20 protein-coding genes are annotated in these 21,067 nt (G+C 71.8%); 9 read left to right on the top strand and 11 right to left on the bottom strand.

What is annotated here, in order from left to right:
* Positions 1-18 precede the first annotated feature (18 nt).
* Together ACFZA0_RS07165 and ACFZA0_RS07160 are read left to right on the top strand one after the other, a co-directional pair.
* Complete coding sequence (locus tag ACFZA0_RS07165) at positions 19-903, top strand: aldo/keto reductase (RefSeq protein ID WP_391013527.1); 885 nt, start codon at positions 19-21, stop codon at positions 901-903.
* Positions 904-1,103: 200 nt separating this feature from the next.
* Positions 1,104-2,396, top strand: a complete 1,293-nt coding sequence (locus tag ACFZA0_RS07160) for an MFS transporter (RefSeq protein WP_391012688.1) — start codon at positions 1,104-1,106, stop codon at positions 2,394-2,396.
* A gap of 114 nt (positions 2,397-2,510) precedes the next feature.
* Here the strand turns inward: ACFZA0_RS07160 and ACFZA0_RS07155 are convergent, their stop codons facing one another.
* Positions 2,511-3,749 (bottom strand): MFS transporter, encoded by a 1,239-nt coding sequence (locus ACFZA0_RS07155; protein ID WP_391012685.1) that lies wholly within the window; start codon positions 3,747-3,749, stop codon positions 2,511-2,513.
* A gap of 50 nt (positions 3,750-3,799) precedes the next feature.
* Positions 3,800-4,390, bottom strand: a complete 591-nt coding sequence (locus ACFZA0_RS07150) for a MarR family winged helix-turn-helix transcriptional regulator (protein WP_391012682.1) — start codon at positions 4,388-4,390, stop codon at positions 3,800-3,802.
* Between the two features lie 188 nt (positions 4,391-4,578).
* On the opposite strand from ACFZA0_RS07150, the gene ACFZA0_RS07145 reads away from it, so the two are divergent.
* Complete coding sequence (locus ACFZA0_RS07145; RefSeq protein WP_391013525.1) at positions 4,579-7,245, top strand: SpoIIE family protein phosphatase; 2,667 nt, start codon at positions 4,579-4,581, stop codon at positions 7,243-7,245.
* Between the two features lie 161 nt (positions 7,246-7,406).
* On the opposite strand, the gene ACFZA0_RS07140 is transcribed toward ACFZA0_RS07145, so the two are convergent.
* From ACFZA0_RS07140 to ACFZA0_RS07125, 4 genes are all read right to left on the bottom strand, one after another.
* The gene (locus ACFZA0_RS07140) at positions 7,407-8,483 is read right to left on the bottom strand and encodes an ATP-binding protein (RefSeq protein WP_391012679.1); all 1,077 of its coding nucleotides are present in this window, start codon (positions 8,481-8,483) and stop codon (positions 7,407-7,409) included.
* A complete protein-coding gene (locus tag ACFZA0_RS07135; RefSeq protein WP_391012675.1) occupies positions 8,476-9,189 on the bottom strand; it encodes a response regulator in 714 nt (237 codons plus the stop codon). The genes ACFZA0_RS07140 and ACFZA0_RS07135 overlap by 8 nt, the downstream gene beginning before the upstream one ends.
* Positions 9,190-9,298: 109 nt before the next feature.
* Complete coding sequence (locus tag ACFZA0_RS07130) at positions 9,299-10,054, bottom strand: VanZ family protein (RefSeq protein ID WP_391012672.1); 756 nt, start codon at positions 10,052-10,054, stop codon at positions 9,299-9,301.
* Between the two features lie 114 nt (positions 10,055-10,168).
* Positions 10,169-10,609 (bottom strand): VOC family protein, encoded by a 441-nt coding sequence (locus ACFZA0_RS07125; protein WP_391012669.1) that lies wholly within the window; start codon positions 10,607-10,609, stop codon positions 10,169-10,171.
* A gap of 143 nt (positions 10,610-10,752) precedes the next feature.
* Here ACFZA0_RS07125 and ACFZA0_RS07120 point away from each other — a divergent pair, with 143 nt between their 5' ends.
* Both ACFZA0_RS07120 and ACFZA0_RS07115 read left to right on the top strand, forming a co-directional pair.
* Positions 10,753-11,799, top strand: a complete 1,047-nt coding sequence (locus ACFZA0_RS07120) for a WYL domain-containing protein (RefSeq protein WP_391012666.1) — start codon at positions 10,753-10,755, stop codon at positions 11,797-11,799.
* Positions 11,800-11,832: 33 nt separating this feature from the next.
* On the top strand, positions 11,833-12,672 hold the full coding sequence (locus ACFZA0_RS07115) for a MerR family DNA-binding transcriptional regulator (RefSeq protein WP_391012663.1): 840 nt from the start codon (positions 11,833-11,835) through the stop codon (positions 12,670-12,672).
* 445 nt (positions 12,673-13,117) lie between these two features.
* On the opposite strand, the gene ACFZA0_RS07110 is transcribed toward ACFZA0_RS07115, so the two are convergent.
* Positions 13,118-13,813, bottom strand: a complete 696-nt coding sequence (locus tag ACFZA0_RS07110; RefSeq protein ID WP_391012660.1) for a TetR family transcriptional regulator — start codon at positions 13,811-13,813, stop codon at positions 13,118-13,120.
* A 74-nt stretch (positions 13,814-13,887) separates the two neighbouring features.
* On the opposite strand from ACFZA0_RS07110, the gene ACFZA0_RS07105 reads away from it, so the two are divergent.
* Positions 13,888-14,766: an SDR family NAD(P)-dependent oxidoreductase gene (locus ACFZA0_RS07105; RefSeq protein ID WP_391012657.1), complete on the top strand. Its 879-nt coding sequence runs from the start codon at positions 13,888-13,890 to the stop codon at positions 14,764-14,766.
* Between the two features lie 85 nt (positions 14,767-14,851).
* Here the strand turns inward: ACFZA0_RS07105 and ACFZA0_RS07100 are convergent, their stop codons facing one another.
* On the bottom strand, positions 14,852-15,700 hold the full coding sequence (locus tag ACFZA0_RS07100) for a helix-turn-helix domain-containing protein (protein WP_391012654.1): 849 nt from the start codon (positions 15,698-15,700) through the stop codon (positions 14,852-14,854).
* 100 nt (positions 15,701-15,800) lie between these two features.
* Here ACFZA0_RS07100 and ACFZA0_RS07095 point away from each other — a divergent pair, with 100 nt between their 5' ends.
* Positions 15,801-16,565, top strand: a complete 765-nt coding sequence (locus ACFZA0_RS07095; protein WP_391012651.1) for an SDR family NAD(P)-dependent oxidoreductase — start codon at positions 15,801-15,803, stop codon at positions 16,563-16,565.
* A gap of 46 nt (positions 16,566-16,611) precedes the next feature.
* Here ACFZA0_RS07095 and ACFZA0_RS07090 read toward each other — a convergent pair whose 3' ends face one another.
* The 3 genes from ACFZA0_RS07090 to ACFZA0_RS07080 all read right to left on the bottom strand — a co-directional run bounded on the left by ACFZA0_RS07090 (position 16,612) and on the right by ACFZA0_RS07080 (position 19,056).
* On the bottom strand, positions 16,612-16,986 hold the full coding sequence (locus ACFZA0_RS07090; RefSeq protein ID WP_391012649.1) for a DUF4440 domain-containing protein: 375 nt from the start codon (positions 16,984-16,986) through the stop codon (positions 16,612-16,614).
* Between the two features lie 97 nt (positions 16,987-17,083).
* Positions 17,084-17,959 carry an ABC transporter permease gene (locus ACFZA0_RS07085; protein WP_391012646.1) on the bottom strand — a complete coding sequence of 292 codons (876 nt, stop codon included), beginning with the start codon at positions 17,957-17,959 and terminating at the stop codon, positions 17,084-17,086.
* Positions 17,956-19,056, bottom strand: a complete 1,101-nt coding sequence (locus ACFZA0_RS07080; RefSeq protein WP_391012643.1) for an ATP-binding cassette domain-containing protein — start codon at positions 19,054-19,056, stop codon at positions 17,956-17,958. Before ACFZA0_RS07080 ends, ACFZA0_RS07085 begins: the two co-directional genes overlap by 4 nt.
* A gap of 64 nt (positions 19,057-19,120) precedes the next feature.
* Between ACFZA0_RS07080 and ACFZA0_RS07075 the strand changes: the two genes are divergently transcribed.
* Together ACFZA0_RS07075 and ACFZA0_RS07070 are read left to right on the top strand one after the other, a co-directional pair.
* Entirely contained in the window at positions 19,121-19,753 is a 633-nt protein-coding gene (locus ACFZA0_RS07075; RefSeq protein ID WP_391012640.1) for a TetR family transcriptional regulator, read from the top strand.
* Between the two features lie 197 nt (positions 19,754-19,950).
* Entirely contained in the window at positions 19,951-20,865 is a 915-nt protein-coding gene (locus ACFZA0_RS07070; protein ID WP_391012637.1) for a LysR substrate-binding domain-containing protein, read from the top strand.
* Positions 20,866-21,067: the final 202 nt, after the last annotated feature.

The following is a 21,067-nucleotide window of genomic DNA, read 5'->3' as shown; positions in this document are numbered from 1 at the left end:
CGCACCGCTGCCGGTGCGATGCGAGCCGGAGGGCCCGGCAGCCTCGCCGGGCGCGTCGTCTCGCGCGTCGGCTACGGCGCCATGCAACTCCCGCGCCTGCGGGGTGACCGCGACAGCGCCGTCCGCATCGTGCGCCGAGCGGTGGAACTGGGGGTCGACCACATCGACACCGCCCAGTTCTACGGAGACGGCTTCTCCAACGAGGTCGTACGCGAAGCCGTCCTTCCCGGTGACGGCGTCCTCGTCGCCACCAAGGTCGGCGCCACCCCCGACCCCGGAGGGCCCCGCCCGTTGCGTCTGGCGCAGCGCCCCGAGGAGCTGAGGGCCGCGGTCGAGGACAACCTCGCGAGCCTCGGTCTGGAGCAACTCCCCCTGGTCAACCTCCGTCGCGCCGTCACCGGACCCGGACTGCGCGCCGAGGGGCCGCAGGTGGTCGACATCGACGACCAGCTCGCGGAGATGACCGCTCTCCGGGACGAGGGCAAGATCGACAGTGTCGGCCTCAGCCACATCGGCATCGACGAGCTGCGCCGGGCTCTGCCGATCGGCCCCGTGTGCGTACAGAACGCCTACAGCCTGGTGGACATCGCTGACGAGGACGTGCTTCGACTGTGTGTCCGGGAGGGCATCGCCTGGGTGCCCTACTTCCCCCTCGGCAGCGCCATCCCGGGCAGGCCCAAGGTGACCGACGAACCCGCCGTCGTCTCCGCGGCCCAGGCCCTGGGACACACCCCCTCGCAGATCGGCCTGGCCTGGCTTCTGCACCACGCTCCGAACGTGCTGCTCATCCCGGGCACCGCGAACGCGGACCACCTTGCGGCCAACGTCGCCGCCGGCGCGATCGACTTGGACGACGCGACCCTCGCGGCGCTGGACGCCGCCGCCACCACCGACCGGACATGAGGGTTGGACAACTGAACGCCGCCCGGCCGGCGTCCGGTTGCCGCCGCGCGACCTGCCGGACGGCAGTGGTCAGGATGCCGGGACGAAGGCCGGTGCCGGCCCTCCGGAGGTGAACTGATCTCTTTGTCCGGCCCCTCCACGGCAGCCTGTGGCTCTCGTCCCCTTGACCGTGTGCGTGCGGCAGCGCCTAGGCTGACGCGGTGACTGACGCGACCGACGATCTCCCTTGTGCAGAGCCGGAGTTCGTCGGCCCGAGTCTCTGGCGGCAGCGGGACTTCATGCTGTTGTGGGGTGGCCAGACGGTCAGTGAGATGGGTTCCGCGGTCACCGAGATCGCACTCCCGCTGGTGGCGGTCGTCGCGCTACAGGCGAGTACGTTCGAGGTGGGACTGCTGACGGCGGCCGCCACGGCCGCGTTCGCGGTGATCGCCCTTCCCGCGGGGGCGCTCGTCGACCGGCGCTCGAAGCGGTCGGTGATGATCGTCTGCAACGTCCTCCGCCTGCTGATCATCGGTTCCGTTCCGGTGGCGGCAGCGTTCGGGGACCTGACGATGACTCAGCTCTATGTCGTCGCGGCCACGGCCGGCGTGTGCACGGTGTTCTTCGACGTCTCGTACCAGAGTTACGTGCCGTCCCTGATCCGCGCCGAGCAACGGATGGACGCCAACGGGAAGTTGGGAACAACCCAGGCGTTCGCCCTGCTCGGCGGGCCGGGCCTGGGCGGCGGACTGGTGGCGGTGTTCGGAGCGGCCGCGGCGATGACGGCGGACGCCGTCTCCTACCTGGTCTCGGTCGTCTCGATCTCCGGGATCAGGGCGCGGGAGGAGCCGCCGGCCGTGCGGCAGACGGGCGAGACGCTGCGCGGCCGGATCGCCGAAGGCCTGCGCTTCGTCTTCGGGCACGAGGTGTTGCGGTGGATCGTGGCGTGCACGGCGACCGCGAACCTCTTCGGCGGCATGGGGTCGGCACTTGCCACGATCTTCCTCGTCCGGGAGCTGCACGTACGCCCGGGGCTGCTCGGGCTGGTCATGGCGGGTGCGGCCGTCGGCGGGGTCGCCGGAGGGGCGTGCGCGGGCCGGCTGGCCAGGAGGATCGGCTCGGCGCGCGTCATCTGGGTGTCGATGCTGGTGTTCAGCGCGCCGCAGGTCGTCGCGGCGACGGCCCGGCCGGGCTGGGGGGTGCTGCTGTTCCCGCTGGGCTGGGGCATCGAGTACTTCGCGGGGATGGTCTACAACATCGCGCAGCTCAGCTACCGGCAGTCGGTCACCCCGCCGGAGCTGATGGGCCGGATGAACGCCGCCGTCCGCTGGGTCGTGTGGGGCACCCTGCCGCTGGGCGGCGTCCTCGGCGGCGTGCTCGGCACGCAGATCGGTGTGCGGCCGACGCTCTGGCTGGCGTTCACGGGGTCCTGGGCGGCGGGCTGGTTCGTGTTCCTCTCCCCGCTGCGCCGTATGCGCGACGTGCCCGCACCCGCGGCCGCGACGCACGCCTGACTGTCCCACCCGGAGTCGTCGAAGCCCGTCCCGGACGACGCGACCGGACCGGGCCCGACCCGAGCCGACGCCGGACTCCTGGACCTGAACCGCCGCGCGCTGCACGGATGTTGTTCACACCTGACCCTCCGGTGCCGGTGCCGGACTACCCGGCGTGCTGAACCCTCGCAGCTCTCCCGTGGCCGCGCCCACCGCCACCACGGCGCCCAGGCACAGCAGCCCCCCGCTCACCAGCGCCACCGCGCCCGAGGTCGCGTCGGCGACGAGCCCGCCGCGTACGTTGCCGATGGCGGGGCCCGCCTGGCCGATGATCTGCTCGACGGCGCCGACGCGGCCCAACAGCTCCTGAGGAGTGTGCAGTTGGATCACCGTGCTGCGCGAGACGACCGAGACGGTGTCGGCGGCACCGGCCAACGTGAGGAAGACCAGACCCGCCCAGGCGTTGGGAGCCAGGCCGAACAACGTCAACGCCACTCCCCACGTCGCGGATCCGCCCAGCATGACCAGGCCGGGGCGGGGCAGCCGGACGAATGTTCCGGAGAGCAGTGACGCCGCCACACCGCCCGCGGCCAAGGCGCTGAGGAAGAGGCCCAGAGTGCGCGGACCGCCCCCGAACCGCTCCGAGTTGAGCAGGGGGAACAGGCTGACGGGCATCGACAACGCGGTGGCCGCCAGATCCGTGAGCAGGGCCCCGCGGACGACGGGAGTCCGTGCCAAGAAGGTGAGCCCGTCGAGAACACCGCGCAGGCCCGGACGCGCCGCCTCCCCGCCCGGCCTCATGTGCGGCAGCCCGAAGGCCCCGTAGAGGGCGGCACCGAACGTCAGCGCGTCGACCAGGTAGCAGGCGCCGAGCCCCAGCGCGCCGACGACCAGGCCGCCCAGCACGGGCCCCGCCAGCATGGCGCCCTGGAAGGCGACGCGCTGGAGCGCCAGCCCCGCGGCCAGTCGGTGCTTGGGCAGCAGGTACGGAACGAAGGTGCGCGAGGCCGGTCCGGTGCCCGCCGCGAAGCTGGACTGGAGCGCCACCACCCCGAGGATCCCGGCGGCCGGCAGGGGCCGGAGGTAGCCCTGGAGCACGAGAAGGGGGGAGCAGAGCGCCTGCCCGCCCAACGCGAGCAGATAGAACTTCCGGCGGTCCACCCGGTCGACGAGCGACCCGGCGAACAGCCCGAACACCACCAGCGGAACCGCCTGCGCCAGACCGACGGCGCCTGTCCACGTGGTGCTCCCCGTCGTCCGCCACATCTGGAACATCACGGCGACGAGAGTCATCTGGCTGCCGAAGCCGGCCAGGGTCTGTCCGATCCACAGTCGCCGGAACGCCGGCGACGACTTCAGCGGTGTCACGTCCATCAGTGACTGCCGCAGTACCGGCCCGGACCGCCTTCGCCCGCGGTTCGGCCTCATTCCGAACCCGGGTTCGTTTTCGGAGGTGGGCTCGGATCCGTGGCCGCGTTCAGGGTCAGCTTCTCGGCGATCCGGTCGTGGAAACTCCTGCGTTCAAGCGCCTGCCCGATGTCGGTGACGACCCGCGAGAGCGGGTACGGAATCTCCGCCTCCAACTCGGCGAGCGCGGCCTCCGTGGCCTGCCACTCGGCGGCCAGCCGGTCCACCACGCGGCGGGCCCGGTCGGTGAGCGTCACCTTCCTGGTGCGCGCGTCGGCGCCCACGACGGTCTGGACCCAGCCGGCGGAGCGCATGGCGGCGACTTTCTGGCTCAGCGCCGAGTGCGTGCGCCCGACCGAGTCGGCCAGCTCCGCGATGGTCATGGGCCCGTGGGCGTTGAGCCGGAGCAGTTCCATCACGTAGCTCGGCTTGAGCCCGTCGATCCGCTGCTCGGTGTAGATGCGTTCGATGTCCGCGTCCATCGACGCCTGAAGCAGACGGAGCGGCCGCCAGAGGCTTTCCCGCGTGGGGTCGGCCGCGCTCCGTGCGGGCGCGGGGGTCAGTGGATCCGGTGGCTCCGGTGTCTTCGCTGTCTCCGGTTCGGGCATGCGGCAGATCGTAACAGTGCTTATATAAGCGCTGTTGTTTCGCGGCGCCGTCAACCGTCGTCCGTGATCGACCCGGGTATATAACCCGTTCGGTAACTATTGTGGAGATTGTGACCGAACGGACGTCGGGTGACGCCTCACGACCCCCTCCTCATGCCGGAGGCAGGATCGTCGGCTCGTTGCTGGACGTGCGCTCCGTGGTGGGGCGCATGTTCGTGCTCCAACTCGTGACCGTGCTGCTGCTCGTGGTGGGTGCCGTCGTCGGAGTGGTGCTGACCGTCCAGCGCGACGCCGCCCGCAGCGCGGCGAGCCAGTCGCGGAGCGTGGCGGAGACCTTCGCCCACGCGCCGGACACCGTTGCCGCCCTCCAGTCCTCCGACCCCTCGTCGCGGCTCCAGTCGTGGGCCGAGCAGGTGGGCGACACCTCCGAGGTCGACTTCATCTCCGTGTTCGACCGCGGTGGGATCCGGCTCGCCAACACGACGCCCGAACTCGTCGGGAGCCGGGTCGACCAGGACGTTGACACGGTGCTGGAGGGCAAGACCTCCACCGGACGCGGCGACGGGCCGCGTGGTGCGTCCGTGCGCACGGTCGTTCCGGTGGTCGACGCCAAGGGCAAGGTGCTCGGAGCCGTCGCGGTCGGAGTGCGGGAGGCCAGCCTCGGCGCCGAACTCACCCGGCAGCTTCCGACCGTCCTGGGGACCGGTGCGCTCGCCGTCCTGGTGACCGTCGTGGGCGCGGCACTGATCAGCAGAGGTCTGCTGCGGCAGACCCGGGGCCTGGGACCCGCCGAGATCACCCGCATGTACGAGCACCACGACGCCGTACTGCACGCCACGCGCGAGGGCGTCGTCATCGTCGACTCCGGACGCCGGGTGATGCTCGTCAACGACGAGGCGCGACGCCTTCTCGGGCTGCCCGAGGACGCCCAGGGCAGGCAGGTGCGCGAGCTGGACATGGTGCCGCCGATCGCCGAACTGCTCGTCTCGGGACGCGAGGTCTCCGACGAGGTGCACGCGGCCGGCGGCCGGCTGCTCGCCGTCAACCAGAGGTCGCTCGACCGCTACGGAGTGCCCGCCGGCACCGTCACCACCCTGCGCGACTCGACGGAGCTGCAGGCGCTCTCCGGTCAGGCCGAGGCGGCGAGCGAGCGCCTCAAGGTGCTCTACGACGCGAGTGTCACCATCGGCACCACGCTCGACGTGCGACGGACCGCCGAGGAACTGGCCGAGGTGGCCGTGCCGCGGTTCGCCGACGCCGTCACCGTCGACCTCGCGGACTCGGTGCTCAACGGGGAGGAACCCTTGCCCGGCGCCCAGCAGCTCCGCCGTACCGTCTCGCCCTCGCCGCCGGGGAAGTACGGCCTGCGTCCCGTGGGGGAGCACATCCACTTCGCCCCGTCGTCGCCCCAGGCCAGGGCGGCGACCGGCACCCGGGCGGTGGTCGAGGCGACACTGGGCGTCGCGACCGGCCCGTGGACCGAGGACACGGAACCCGAGCAGGTCCGGCGCGTGGTCGAGGAGGGCATGGGCTCCCTGGTCACCGCCCCGCTGCGCACCGCCGGGGTCGTCGTCGGGGTGGTGAACTTCTGGCGCAGGCTGGAGCGCGAGGCGTTCGACGAGGACGACGCGACCCTGGCCGAGGAACTGGCCACCCGCACCGCGGTCTGCATCGAGAACGCCCGCCGCTACACCCGCGAACACGTGATGGCGGTGTCGCTCCAGCGCAGCCTGCTGCCGAGGACCATCCCTGACCAGGACGGCCTCGACGTCGCGTACCGGTACCTGCCCGCGCAGGCCGGCGTCGGCGGGGACTGGTTCGACGTCATCCCGCTGCCCGGCGCACGTGTCGCCCTGGTCGTGGGGGACGTCGTCGGGCACGGACTGCACGCGGCCGCCACGATGGGCCGGCTGCGCACCGCCGTCCGCAACTTCTCCTCGCTGGACCTGCCGCCCGACGAACTCCTCGCCCGCCTCGACGAGTTGACCTCCGACTCCGACACCTCGCAGGACACCGGTGAGCCGTACGCCATCACCGGCGCCACGTGCCTGTACGCCGTCTACGACCCTGTCGAGGGCCGCTGCACGGTCGCCACGGCGGGTCACCCGCCGCCGGTCCTGCTCCGCCCGGACGGCACCGCCGAGATCCTCGACGTGCCTCCCGGTCCGCCCCTGGGCATCGGGGGACTGCCGTTCACGGCCCACGACGTCGACGTACCGGACGGCAGTCGCCTGGCCCTGTTCACCGACGGCCTCTTCGAGCGCCGCGACCGGGACATCGACGTCGGCCTGGAGACCCTGCGACGTGCCCTGACACTGGCCGGGGACGACCTCGACGCGGCGTGCGGGGCGGTGGTCGACGTGATGCTGCCCGGCCGGCCCGGCGACGACGTCGTCCTCGTCCTGGCGCACGCGCACACCCTGCCCGCGTACCAGGTCGCGCACTGGGACGTCCCGCCCGACCCGGAGGCGGTCCGGCACGTGCGCGCGGCGGTCGACGCGAAGCTCACCGAATGGGGCCTGGAGGACGTCGGGTTCGTCACCGAACTCGTCCTCAGCGAACTCGTCACCAACGCGATCCGCCACGCCGCCGGTCCGATCAGCCTGCGGTTGCTGCTGGACCGCAGCCTGATCTGCGAGGTCTTCGACGCCAGCAGCACCACCCCGCACCTGCGGTACGCGGAGACCATGGACGAGGGCGGGCGCGGACTGTTCCTCGTCTCCCAGTTCGCCAGCCGCTGGGGCGTCCGCTACACCCCCGACGGAAAGATCATCTGGACCGAGCAGCAGCTCCCGAGCGGATACCGGCCGCCCTCGGCACCGACCGGGACGACGCCCGACGGCGGGCGTCCGTGAGCACCAACACCTGTTCGCCGGGCACCTGTCGACGTCTCATGGGCGTCACTCCGTGTTCCCGGGCACGGCGTTGTGGATGAGTCGGCCACAACTCCCGCGTAGAGGAGGGGAGTTGCAGCTCGGCGAACCATCCGCACGGCGAAGGAAGGTCTCCCGCGCACCTACCCACGGGGAAACCGCACCGTGACGCGGAGACCGCCTCCCGGACGGGCGGCCAGGTCGAGCGTCCCGTCGTGGGCGCGGACCACGGCGGCCACGATGGCCAGACCCAGGCCGACGCCGTCGTGCTCGTCGGCCCGCGTCCGCCCCGTGCCCCGCTGGAACGGTTCGACGAGGGTCGGCACCAGGTCGGGTGCGAGCGACCGGCCGGTGTTCTCGACGCGCAGCACGCTCGTGTTCCCGTCCGTTCCGGTGGCGACGGTCACCGTGCCGCCGTCGGGGAGGTTGTGCACGACGGCGTTCTGCACGAGGTTCGTCACCGTCCGCAGCAGCAGTTCCGTGGAGCCGTGCGTCGGGGCGGCCCCGCCGGTGACGTCGAGGGTGGTGCCGCGCTTCTCGGCCAGGGGGAGCAGCGTCTCCGCGGCCTCCTCGGCGAGCAGGGACAAGTCGACGTCCTCGCGGGTGAGTTCGCCACTCCCGCCGCGGCTGAGCAGCAGGAGCGCCTCGGTGAGGTCGATCGCCCGCGTGGTGACGACGTGCAGGCGTTCGACGAGTTCGCGGGGGTTCCGGGTCGGGTCCTTGCGGGCGACGTCGAGGAGCGTCCGCGAGATCGCGAGCGGTGTGCGCAGCTCGTGCGACGCGTTCGCCGCGAACCGCTGCTGCTCCGCTACGTGGGACTCCAGCCGCTGGAGCATCGAGTCGAACGCGTCGGAGAGCTCCCGGAACTCGTCCTGACGGCCGCCCAGGCGGATCCGATGAGACAGCGCTCCGTTCCCGGCCGTCCGCGCCGCCTCGGTGATCCGGGTGAGGGGCGCGAGCATTCGGCCGGCGAGGAGCCATCCGCCCGCCAGGCCGAACACGAGCAGGCAGGCCATCGCCACCGCCGCGGCGGGGACGAAGGTGTGCACCAGGAGGTAGCGGTTGGGCGAGACCCCGAGGAGCCCCCTGGAGTTGTCCGGCACGTAGCGCAGCAGGTACGCCCACACCACGGCGAGCAGGGCGGCACCGGCGACGGCGAGGAACCCGACGTAGCTCAGGGTGAGTTTCAGCCGGGCGCTGAGACCCGGGCGCCTACGCACGCGGACTGCCGGAGCCGGTGGCGCCCGCGCCGGGGGCGGCCTGCGTACCCGCGTCGATGCGGTAGCCGACGCCGGGCACCGTCGCGATGGTCCAGGGCTCGCCGAGCCTCTTGCGCAGTGCGGAAACGGTGATGCGTACGGCGTTGGTCAGCGGGTCGGCGTTCTCGTCCCAGGCTCGTTCCAGCAACTCCTCGGCGCTGACCACACCTCCCTCGGCGGCCACGAGGACCTCCAGGACGGCGAACTGCTTGCGCGTGAGCGCCACGTAGCGGCCGTCACGGAAGACCTCGCGGCGGAAGGGATCGAGCCGCAGGCCCGCGATCTCCCGGACCGGGGGCCGCGCGTACGCACGCCGCCGGTCGAGCGCACGCAGCCGCAGGACCAACTCCCGTAGCTCGAAGGGCTTCGTGAGGTAGTCGTCGGCCCCGAGCCCGAACCCGGACGCCTTGTCGTCGATGCGGTCGGCCGCCGTGAGCATGAGGATCGGGATGCCGCTGCCGGAGGCGACGATCCGCCGCGCGACCTCGTCACCGGACGGGCCGGGGATGTCGCGGTCCAGGACCGCGAGGTCGTAGGAGTTGACGCCGAGCATTTCCAGGGCGGAGTCGCCGTCCCCGGCGATGTCGGCGGCGATCGCCTCCAGCCGCAGACCGTCGCGGACGGCCTCGGCGAGATACGGCTCGTCCTCCACGATCAGTACGCGCATGTCGGAAGCCTAAACAGCGAGGCGTATCGCCGACGTATGCGGAACCGACGGACACCGTCGCGGGCACGCACCGGGTCGCGAGGCGTCCGGGGGAGGGCGCGCCGCACGTTCAGCCCGTGGGGGTCGGCCGGGGCGCGGACCGGGCCCGGTCCGACGCCGCTTCCGTCGGCGCACGCCACCAGCGGCGCGACGCCAGCCCGGCCAGCAGGGCGCCCGCGGTGTTGACCAGCACGTCGTCGACGGACGACACCCGGTCCAGCCGCAGCACGTACTGCGCGATCTCGACCACGGTCGAACACCCGGCCCCGAGCGCCAGCACCCGCGGCACCGACGCCAGCGCGCCGAACCGCATCGGCGCGAAGAACCCCAGCGACGCGAAGACCAGCAGGTTGCCCACGATCCCGAGGGCTCCCATCGTGGCCAGGTCCTTCAGCGGTATCAGGCTCAGCCTGCCGGGGACGACACCGGCCCCGGCACCCGGCATCATCGTCAGCCACAGGAACGGCACCGTTCCGTGCACCATGCCGACCTCCGCGAGCGACGTCCGCCACGCCCGGGGGACGTCGGCGGCACGCCGACGCCGTGCCAGGGCCCATGCCACCAGGGCTGCCGCCGGCAGCGTGAGCAGGGTCATGAGGACGACGCCGTTGAACGTGTCGAGGCAGCCGTGCCAACGGCCTGCCACACACACCGGAGCGGACATCATGAGCGGCCGGCGCAGCACAATGGCGCCGCCCACCAGGCAGAGGCCGAGCAGGCCCAGGAGCACGATGCTGCCCGCGCGGCGAAGAGTCCGGCGCGGCGGTTCCGGTGAGGTGGAGAGTGCCGGCACTGCTGCGTCCGGCACTGATGCGTAGTCGTTCACGCTCCCATTGGAGACGGCGCCCGGTTGCGGGCGCGTATGCGTTTTCTGATACGCGGGCGATACGCGAGAGGCGCGCGGACAAGGGACGAGCCTGTGCTCGGCGCCTCGTCCGCGTCAGCGTGCGAACTTCTCCCTCGCCGCCTCGCTGACCGGCGTGAAGAAGTTGACGAGGTTGCCGTCGGGGTCCCGGAACAGAAGGGACCGGTTGCCCCAGGGCATCGTGGTGGGCTTCTGGACGACGTCGTCCACGAGGCCGGCCAGGTTCGCGTGCACGGCGTCCACGTCGTCGACCAGGAATTCGAGGATGACACTGCGGTTGTCGCCGGGCGCCGCCGCGCCCGGGGCGAAGAGGGGGACGGTACGGGTGCTCGCGACGGCGAGGGTCGCCGAGGCCGTCCTGAGTTCGGCGAAGTCCTCGGTCGACCAGACGGCCCGGACTCCGGTGACGCGCTCGTAGAAGCCGACGAGACGGGCCACGTCGGCGGTGATGACGCGGATCGACACGAAATCGGTCTGCGTGGTCTGGTTGGTGTGCGCGGTCCGGGGGGTTTCCATGGCGGGTCGCTCCTGGGCGGGTCGTGTGGGCGGTGGCCGGCACCGGCCGATGTCGGGCTGCGGCTCCTGCTTCGTGCCGCTGACCTCACGCTACGACCGATACCGGACAGAAACCGCCCGGTATCGGTGGGAGACTTCCCGGTATGCCGAGACCCACCGCGCGCGTACTCACCCTGCTGGAGCTCCTTCAGTCGGGCGGGCTGCGGACCGTGGCCGAACTCGCCGGCCGACTCGACGTCGACGAGCGCACGGTGCGGCGCTACGTGGACCACCTCCTCGACCTGGACGTGCCCGTCGAGTCGGTGCGAGGGCGCCACGGCGGATACCGGCTCGCCCCCGGCTACCGCGTGCCGCCGCTCATGCTCAGGGACGACGAAGCCCTTGCCGTGCTGCTCGGTCTGCTCGCCGGACAGCGGGCCGGTCTGCTCGGAGCGGCGGGGACCGCGAGCGAGACGGCGGCGGCCAAGATCCGGCGCGTCCTGCCCGAACGTCTCGCCCGGAGACTCGACGCGCTGCTCGACTCGGTCGCCTTCACGGCTTCACCCGGCCGTTCCACGCCCCCGCGGACCGAGGTGCTGCTCGCCGTCGCGGACGCGGTGCACCACCACCGGCCCGTGTCGATCAACTACACGGCGGCCGACGGCAGACGCAGTGACCGCACCCTGCACCCGTACGGGCTCGTCGCCCACGCGGGCAGGTGGTACGTGACGGGGGAGGACCCCGCTGTCGGGGAGAACAGGACGTTCCGGCTCGACCGGATCGCCGTCGCGAGGACCCTGCCCGGTTCGTTCGACCCCCCTGCCGGGTTCGACGCGGCCGAACATGTCCTGTCGGGGCTGGCCACGGCACCGTACCGCCACGAGGTGCACTTCCGGGTCGAGGCAACTGCCCAGTACGTACGAGGAGTTCTGCCCGCCGGGGTCGCGATCGTCGAGCAACTGCCGCCCGGCGCGGAGGCCGTGCCCGACGCGGACTCCGGGCCGGGTTCCGCCTCGCACGGCGACACCGGGGTCTGGTCCCGCGTCGAGATGCGCGTCGAGCGTCTCGACTGGCTCCCCCCGTTGCTCGCCTCCCTGGACCGCCCCTTCGTGATCGAGCGCCCGGACGAACTCCGCGTTCGTGTAACGGAGTTCGCCGCCCGCCTGGCGGACTCGGCCCGGCGCGGGACGCCGCACGCAGGAGGTTCTTGACCCTGCCCCTGGGGCAGGCGCGAGGATTCCGTCATGGCCGTTGATCCCCCGGGTGCGCTGGTCTCGATCGGTGAGTTCGCCCGGCGTACCCGACTGACCCACAAGGCCCTGCGGATCTACGACCGTAGCGGTCTGCTCCGTCCGGCCGTCACCGATGCCAACGGCTACCGGCGGTACGCCGTCGGCCAGGTACGTGCGGGCCGGATCGTCGGGCTGTTGAGGGGAGCCGGACTCGGCCTGACCACCATCGGCCTGGTACTGGCGGAACTTGACGCCGCCGACGACCGGGCCGTCGAACGGCTGGAACGCGTCCTCGCCGACCTCGAACGCGAGCACGCCAACCGGAAACTGCTCGTCCGCCACGTCCAGTCCACCTTGCGACAGGGAGACGATCCGATGTTCCCGATCCGGACCCGCCACGTCCCGGCGCTCCGCGTCATGTCCGTCCAACGCCGGCTCCGCGCCCCGGAGACGGACGACTTCGTCCGCGAGGCGAAGGCGGCCTTCGCCCGGCACCTCGGGGGCGCGGAGGCGACCGGGCCCTTCACCCTGATCTTCCACGGCACCGTCGACGGGGAGTCCGACGGCCCGCTCGAAGCTGTCCTGGGCTGCCCCGATCATGTCCTGCCGACGGACCTGATCGGCATCCGCACCGAGCCCGCGCACGACGAGGCGTACACAGCCATCACCAAGGCGCAGTGGGCCTATCCCGCCATCCTGGCCGCCTACGACGCGGTCGCCTGCTGCCCGGAGGCCGTCGCGCGCCCCGGCAGCAGGCTCTCGTGCAGGGAGGTCTACCTGGCGGAACCCGACGCGATCGCCGAGGACGAGGTCGTCTGCGACATCGCGTTCCCGCTCGGCGGGCAACGGTAGGAGGTGTCGCCCCGATCGCGCGGGCGGGGAACGCGGGCAGGGCCTCTCGGTAGCTCGCGGTGTCTACTACAGCGAGTGTCAAGAGGCCCTGTTGCGTGCAGTGTTGCGCGGCCGTGAGCGGGCAGTCCAATCCGCTCACCCCGAGGTGTGACCGTCTCGCCCGCAGGTTCGGGTCGGGCGCGGTCAGGAGCGGCGGACGAAGCCAACTGGCCCGAAAACCTGGGTGATCGCGCCCACGGACGACCGGCAGCTTGGCCGCGGCGAGGCCATGGAGGGGCTTCCTTCTCACCTCCCTGTTTCCGTTTCCTTCGCGTCGCCGCCACCGGATGGGCGGGGCCGGGGAGCGCGGCCGGTTCGTGGTCCTCGGGCGCCCCCGCTGCCGTGGTTCGGGGCCGGTCGGCTGCGGACCGGTCGTGCCTCGTGCCGCGGAGGGCGCCCCCGTGGGTCACCCGTGTGGCGGCAAGGGGGTCCGCGGAGTGGCGGTGAAGCCCGCCAGGAGTGCGCCGAGTACGCGGACCAGGCGCGGTTCGACGTCGACGACGGCATGGGCGAGTAGCGGATCGCTGCGGTAGAGCGCCTGGATGTGGGGGCCGGGGGTGGCCATCTGCCACAGGGCACCGGCCATGCTCGTCGCCGTCGCGATCAGGTCGACGGTCTGCGTCTCCGTGAGCGGGAGCAGTCGGCGCACCGCGTCACCGATGGACCGGACCTCTTCCAGCGTGACGAGCTTGAAGGCGCGCACCGCCTCGGTGGACACGTTCCGTTCCAGGTTGAGCGGGGCCTGGGCGAGCAGGTCGCAGAACAGGGGCCGGGCGACGAGGGAACCGGCGAAGGCGCGTGCCACACCCGGGACGGTGTCCGGGGTGGCGGGGACCGACGCGGCGAGACGTTCGCGGAGGTCCGCCGACCAGTCGCGCCAGTCCTGCGCGGTGAGATCGAGAAAGATCTGCTCCCGGGTCCCGAAGTAGCGCAGCAGCGCGGATTTGTGCATGCCCACGGCCGCGGCGACGTCCGTGAGCGTGATCTCCCGGATGCCGCGCTCGGCGCCGAGCGCGCGGGCGGCGGCCAGGATCGCCGTCTCGCGCTCCTGCTTGGCCCGCGCACTGCGCGCGCGCTGGAACCCGGGTGCCGTTGAGGTCATGACTGCATCGTAAACCGCGTCCACCATAAGGCACCGCTGTTGCGTTAATAACGCAACCGTGTTTTGCTAGGGCTATGACTCAACAACAGGTCTGGTTCGTCACCGGTTCCTCGCGCGGCTTCGGTGCCGCCCTCGTCGCCACCGCCCTGGAGGCGGGCGACCTGGTCGTGGCCACGGCCCGCCGGCCGGAACAACTCGCCGATCTCGTCGAGCGGTACGGGGACCGTGTCCTTCCGCTCGCGCTGGACGTCACGGACGCGGCCGCCGCCGACGCGGCGGTGAAGGCCGCGGTGGCCCGCTTCGGCCGGCTCGACGTGCTCGTCAACAACGCCGGGTACGCCAACGTCTCGCCGATCGAAACCACGGACGACGACGACTTCCGCACCCAGTTCGAGACCAACTTCTGGGGCGTCTACAACGTCACCAGGGCCGCACTCCCGGTCCTGCGCGAGCAGGGCTCGGGCACCGTCGTGCAGTTCTCCTCGGTCGGCGGCCGGGTCGGCGGATCCCCCGGCATCGCCTCCTACCAGGCCGCGAAGTTCGCGGTCGACGGCTTCAGCCGGGTGCTCGCGGTCGAGACGGCGCCCTTCGGCGTGAAGGTCATGGTCGTCGAGCCGAGCGGCTTCGCCACCGACTGGGCCGGAGCGTCGATGACCGTGCACGAGGTCCCCGAGGGGTACGAGGAGACCGTCGGCCGGATGAACAGCCGCATGCGGCAGAACGAGAGCGGCCCGGCGGGAGACCCGTGGCGCGCCGCCGAGATCATCGTCCGCACCGTCAAGCGCGGCCACCTTCCCAGCCACCTCCTCCTCGGCGTCAACGCGGTCGACATGTCACTCGACCACTCCCGCCGCCAGCTCGCGGAGGCACAGGCGTGGGAGGCGGTCAGCCGTTCCGCGGACTTCGCGGAGCCGTACCCCGCCGAGTTCCCGCCGGACGAAGCCGCCCGGTAGCGGCTCCACCCGCCGACGGGCGCACCGACGGCGACCCAGCACAGCGGGCCGAGGGCCCGCGAGCCGCGGGCCACACCGAACCGTGTCAGCTCTCGGTCCCCGCGAAGCGGTCGAACCCGAGGACCGCGAGGAGCCGCAGCTTCTCGTAGCCCTCGGTCCGCGGCGGAGCGGTGAGGACGAGCAGCGTCTGGGACTGGTCCTCGGTGAACAGGGCCTGGCAGTCCAGCTCGATGGGACCGAGTTCCGGATGGACGAGCGTCTTGTGGTCCTCGAACCGCTGAGCGACCTCGTGCCGCGCCCACAGCCCGGCGAACTCCTCGCTGGTCCTCTCCAGGGCGCGCACCAGCTCGCCGGCCCGCGACCGGGGACCCCGCAGCCCGTACGCGGCACGCAGGTTCGCGACCTGGGCGCGGCTCTGCCGGTCCCGGTCACCCTCGGGGTACACGGACCGTTCCGCGGGATCGGTGAACCACCGGTAGATCGCGCTGCGGGAGAGCCCCGTGTACCCCGAGGCGTCGCCGAACAGGGCGGCGGCCATCCGGTTCTGTACGAGCGTCTCGCCCAGGTCGGTCAGCACGAGCGCGGGAGTGTCGTCGAGGCGGTCCAGCACCCGCAGCAGCGCGGGCGCGACATGCGGGGAGGCCGACAACATCGTCGGCGCGTTGTGCCCGGCGGTCCGGTACAGGTAGTCGCGCTCGTCCGCCGTCAGCCGCAGCGCCCGGGCGAGCGACGCCAGCATCTGCTCGCTGGGCTGCGGGCCACGCTGCTGTTCCAGCCGTGTGTAGTAGTCGGTCGACATCACGGCGAGCGACGCGACCTCCTCGCGACGCAGACCGCGGGTCCGCCTGCGCGCGCCCGTGGGGAGGCCGAGGTCCTCGGGCTGAAGCGCCTCGCGGCGGCGGCGCAGGAAGTCTGCCAGTGCTGCACGGTCCATGCGGCGATTATCGTCCGGCGCGGACGCCCGAGCCAGGGACCGCCGATCCCCCGACAACCGCTCTCTGCACGTGAGGGGACGGGACGGTAATGATCGGAGCATGAACATCTCCGGAAACACCATCTTCGTCCCCGGCTCCACGAGCGGCATCGGCCTCGCCCTGGCCCTGGAGCTGAAGGCCAGGGGGAACACCGTCATCGTCGGCGGCCGCCGCACGGAACTGCTGGAGCGGATCGCCGCCGAGCACCCCGGCATCGACACCGTACGGATCGACACCACCGACCCGGCGAGCATCACCGCCGCCGCGAAGCAGGTGCTGGCCGCGCACCCCGACCTCAACGTGCTCGTCACCATGGCCGGCGTGATGCGCGTCGAGGACTGGCGCCACCCCGAGTCGTTCCTCGCCTCCGCCGAGTCGACGGTGACGACGAACGTCCTCGGCCCGATCAGGCTGATCGCCGCGTTCGTGGAACACCTCCAGGCGCAGCCGGACGCCACGATCATCACCGTGTCGTCGGGCCTCGCGTTCACACCCCTCAAGGCCACGCCCAGTTACAACGCCTCGAAGGCCGCGATCCACATGCTCAGCGAGTCGGTCCGGCTCCAGTTCGCGGACACCTCGGTCAAGATCGTCGAACTCGAACCGCCCGCCGTGCGCACGGCGTTGATGCCGGGACAGGAGGAGAGCGAAGTCGCCATGCCGCTCGACGAGTTCGTCGCCGAGGCGGTGGGCCTGCTGGAGTCCCGGCCCGACGCCAAGGAGATCCAGGTCGAACGAGTCAAGTTCCTCCGCTACGGCGAGGCCCGCGGCGACTACGACCAGGTCGTGGAAGCACTCAACGGGGCCGACCCGCACGGGAAGTAGGGCGGCCGGGCGCCGGACGCCCCGCACGTCCGGGACGCGCGACGGATCACGGACTCAGGTGCTCGTGCAGCATCCGCCAGTCCCCGTCGCGCTTCACGATCACGTTGGTGCCGCGCCCCCTCCCGGACGCGGGGCGGCCGTCGATGCAGCCGGTCCAGGAGAAGCGGTAGCGGCACACGGCGTGGTCGGCGGTCAGGGTGACCCACTCCAGGTCGCCGATCTCGTAGACCTCGTCGGTGATCCTCGCGAAGGTCCGTGCGACGGCCGCCGTGATCTCGGCCCGGCCGCGGTAGGAGCCGTCGGAGAACCAGTAGTTGGCATCCTCGGCGATCAGCGGTGCCACCAGGCCGATGTCGTGGCTGTTGGTGGCCCGCTCGTAACGGGCCATGAACGCGGTTGGTTCGGCTGCGAGTTCGGACATGCGGCTCAGTCTTCCCGAGGTCGGTGCCGGCGCGGCCGGCCTCGCGGGTCGGGTATCCGTGCGTTCCCGCGGGTGAACCGCCTCTCAACTCCGCCTCTCAACTCCGCCTCCCGTACAGGCGCAGTGCGACCGGGGCGCAGACGAGGGTGATGACCGCGATGGTCGTCAGGGACCAGACGAGCGCTCCGTCGGCACCACCGGAGCCGTTCATCAGACCCCGTGCCGCCGTAGCGACGTGGCTCAGCGGATTGACGTCGACGAAGGCCCTCAGCCAACCGGGCATCGTGCCGGGCCGGACGAAGATGTTGCTGGCGAACGAGAGAGGCATCAGTACGGCGTTGGCGATGCTGATGACGACGGCCGGGTCCCGGACGACCAGGGCGACCGCGGCCCACAGCAGGGACAGCGAGAACCCGAGAGCGACGACCAGGACGACTGCCGCGAGCACACCCGGCGCGCCGCCCCCGGGGCGGTAGCCCATGGCCAGCCCCAGGCCCACCACGACGGCGGACGCGAACAGGTACCGGGCCGCGTCGCCGAGCAGCCCGCCGAGGACGAACGCGCCGCGCCACACGGGCAGTCCGCGAAACCGGTCGAAGGCGCCGCTGCGTACGTCCTGAGCCAGACGGGCACCGCCGTACATGGTGACGATGGCGATGCTCATGGTGAGGACGCCCGGCAGGAGGACCGTCAGGTAGTCCCCGGTCGAGCCGCTGACCGCACCGCCGAACAGGTAGGTGAACAGGACGGTGAAGAGGATCGGGATGGCGGCCGAGTCGACGAGTTGCTTGGGGTCGTGCTTGATCTTGAGGATCGAGCGGCTTCCGAAGGTGAGGGAGGCGGCGAGCGCTCCCGCTCGGCCGTGCGAGCGTCCCGCGGCGAGCAGCAGGTCGATCGGGTCGGCCACGGTCTCGGCCGCCACGGAGCCGGATGCGGAGGAGGCCGAGGGCGAAGGAGCAGCGGAGGGATTCATGCGCTCGCGTCCTCGTGGTCGTAGGCAGGGCTGTGGTCGTCGGCGGGGCCGTGGTCGTAGCCAGGGCCGTGGTCGTCGGCGGGGTCGAGGGTGGCATCGGGTTCGGCGGGGGACTCGGCCGGGCGGCCGGTCAGGGTGAGGAAGGCCTCCTCCAGGCTGGGGCTGCCGAGGGAGAGCTCGGCGACGCCGACTCCCGCGTCGGCGAGCCGAGTTGTCGCGCGGCCGACCAGCCGGCCCACGTCCGCCGTGCCGCCGGGCCGGGATGCGAGCAGTACGGACAGGGAGTGCGGGTCGGCGGCGGTGCGGATCGTGCCCTCCAGCGCGTCCGCCAGAATCCGCAGGGCCTGCGGACGTTGCCCGCCGTCCAGCAGACGCAGGTGCAGAGTCCCGGACCCGACAAGGGACTTGAGCTGGGTGCTGGTGCCTTCGGCCACGATCCGGCCGTTGTCGACGACCGCGATCCGGTCGGCGAGCTGGTCCGCCTCGTCTAGGTACTGGGTGGTCAGGAGCACCGTGGTGCCCGCCGCAGTGATCCGGCGCACCAGCTCCCAGACCTGCTTGCGGCTGCGCGGGTCGAGGCCGGTGGTCGGTTCGTCCAGGAAGAGGAGTTCCGGGGTGACGACCAGGCTGGCGCCGATGTCGAGCCGGCGGCGCATGCCGCCCGAGTAGCCGCTCACGGGCCGGCCCGCCGAGCGGGTCAGGTCGAACGCGGCGAGCAGGTCGTCCGCGCGCCGCGCGGCCGCCGTCCGTGACAGGCCGCGGAGCCGGCCGAGCAGCCGCAGGTTCTCCTGCCCGGTCAAGTCCTCGTCCAGGGAAGCGAACTGGCCGGTCACCGCGACCTCGGAACGGATCGCGTCGGCCCCGGCCAGGACATCGTGGCCGAGGACGCGGGCGGTTCCGCCGTCCGGCCGGGTCAGGGTGGCCAGAATGCGGATCGTGGTGGTCTTGCCCGCTCCGTTGGGGCCGAGAAGCCCGAACACCTGTCCGCGTCGAACCGTGAGGTCGATCCCGTCGAGCGCTCTGCCCGCCCCGTAGATCTTGACCAGACCGCGTGCCTCGATCGCCGGAGAGTCTCCGGGAGACCAGTTCTCTGACATGTTGTCAGAGTTCGTTATCTCTTGCAGTTTGTCAAGGTTGCGGCCGAGCGCATACCGTCACGGCATGCCCGACTCGCGCGATGCCGTCACCCCCGCCGCCGGCGCTGCCGCCGCACCGCCACGCAGGCGTCGCCGGTCCGACGCCCGGCGCAGCATCGACGCGATCCTCGACGCGACCCGCGTCGTCCTCGGTGAGCGGCCGGACGCGAGCATGGAGGAGATCGCCGCGGCGGCCGGTGTCACCCGCCAGACCGTCTACGCGCACTTCTCCTCACGCGAGACCCTGCTCTCCGCCCTCGTCGAGACGGCCGCCGCCGAGTACGACGCACTGCTCGACGAGGCCGGCCTCGACACGGCGCCGCCGGTCGAGGCGCTCACCAGGTTCCTCGCCGCGGGCTGGCGGTTCCTCGACCGCTACCCGATCCTGCTGAACCCGGGCACGACCCGCATCCCGCGGCCCGATCCGGACCCGCACGACGTCGTGCCCCCGCGACTCGAACGACTCGTCCAACGGGGCCAGGAAACAGGGGAGTTCACCCCCGCTCATCCGGCGTCCTGGCTGACCGCGGCCGTCTTCGGGCTCATGCACACCGCGGCGGAACAGGTCACGGCGGGACGTCTCACCGCCGAGGAGGCGGAGCGGCTGTGCCGGGAGAGCGCGCTGCGGCTGTGCGGCGCACGGAACCCGGCGGGGTAGGCGGTGAAGCACCGCCCTGGCCGGCTTCCGTGCGCCGCTCCCGCGGCTCCGAGGTCCCGGGGCGGGGAACACCGCGCGCACCAAGCTCGGTTGTGCGCGGAGGGTGCCGGCTGAAATCCTCGCAGCGCGCGGCCGGTTGCGGCAGTCGGCGGCTGCGTGGGCGACCATCGGCAGCGCCGACCAGAAGGGCGGGAGCAGTGGAACTGCGTCACCTGCGGACGTTCCGGGCCGTGGCACGCACGCTCAACTTCACGCGTGCGGCCTCGGAACTCAACTACGCCCAGTCGAGCGTCACCGAGCAGATCCAGGCCCTGGAGTCCGAACTCGCCACCAAGCTCTTCGACCGCTCCCGCCGCAGGCTGTCGCTGACACCCGCGGGCGAGCGCCTGGTCGAGTACGCGGACCAACTCCTCGTCCTCGCAAGGGAAGCACGGCTCGCCGTGGCGGAAGAGTCCGAGGAGCCCGGCGGCGTGCTCACCGTCGGCGGCCTGGAGACCCTGTGCGCCCACCGACTGCCCGCCGTCCTCGCCCGCTACCGCGAACTCTCCCCGCGCGTAGGGGTGACGGTGCGCGAGGGCGGTCGCGGCGAGCTCTACGACGCGGTCCGGCGCGGGGAGATCGACGTCGCGCTGACCTTCGGCACGGCACCCGTGGACAAGCTCCTCACGAGTGAAGCTCTCGCCCCCGAGCGGCTCATGGTGGTCACTCCTGTCGGACACCGCCTCGCCGCACACGCCCAAGTCGACGGGCACGACCTGCGCTGGGAGCCCTTCCTCGCCACTCCTCAAGGGTGTGGCTTCAGGGAGATGCTCGACAGCCTGATCCAATCCCTGGGACAGGACGGGCCGTTCGTCGACACGCAGGTCGCGAGCATCGCGGCACTGGCCCAGTGCGCGGCGGCCGGGATGGGCTGCGTCCTGCTTCCCGAGACCGCGGCGGCCGGTCCCGCGGCACGCGGCGAAGTGGCCGCGATGCCACTGACCGGGGGCTTCTCGCAGACGGAGGTCACGATGACCTGGTCACACAGGTCGCAGGGGCGCCCGAGTGTGTCGGCGTTTCTCGCCGTCGCCCGATCGACCTTCGAGAACCGACCCACGGGACGTGCGGCCTGACGCGCGGGGACACCCCAGGACCCTTCGCCCAACTGATCGGCCACCACGTACCGTTCTGCGAACTGGACGAGCTTTCTGGCTGGTGCTGTCACCCGGTGCGGCGGACAAGACCGTTGTCACCTCGGCGCCTGACAGTCGGATGCCTGATGAGTCGGACGGTCGGAGAGGCCGACAGGGTGAGGAGAGAGGGCGAGTTGGGCGC

The organism is Streptomyces sp. NPDC008150, from assembly GCF_042956945.1.
GTDB lineage: Bacteria > Actinomycetota > Actinomycetes > Streptomycetales > Streptomycetaceae > Streptomyces.
This window is presented reverse-complemented; position numbering and strand designations above follow the sequence as displayed.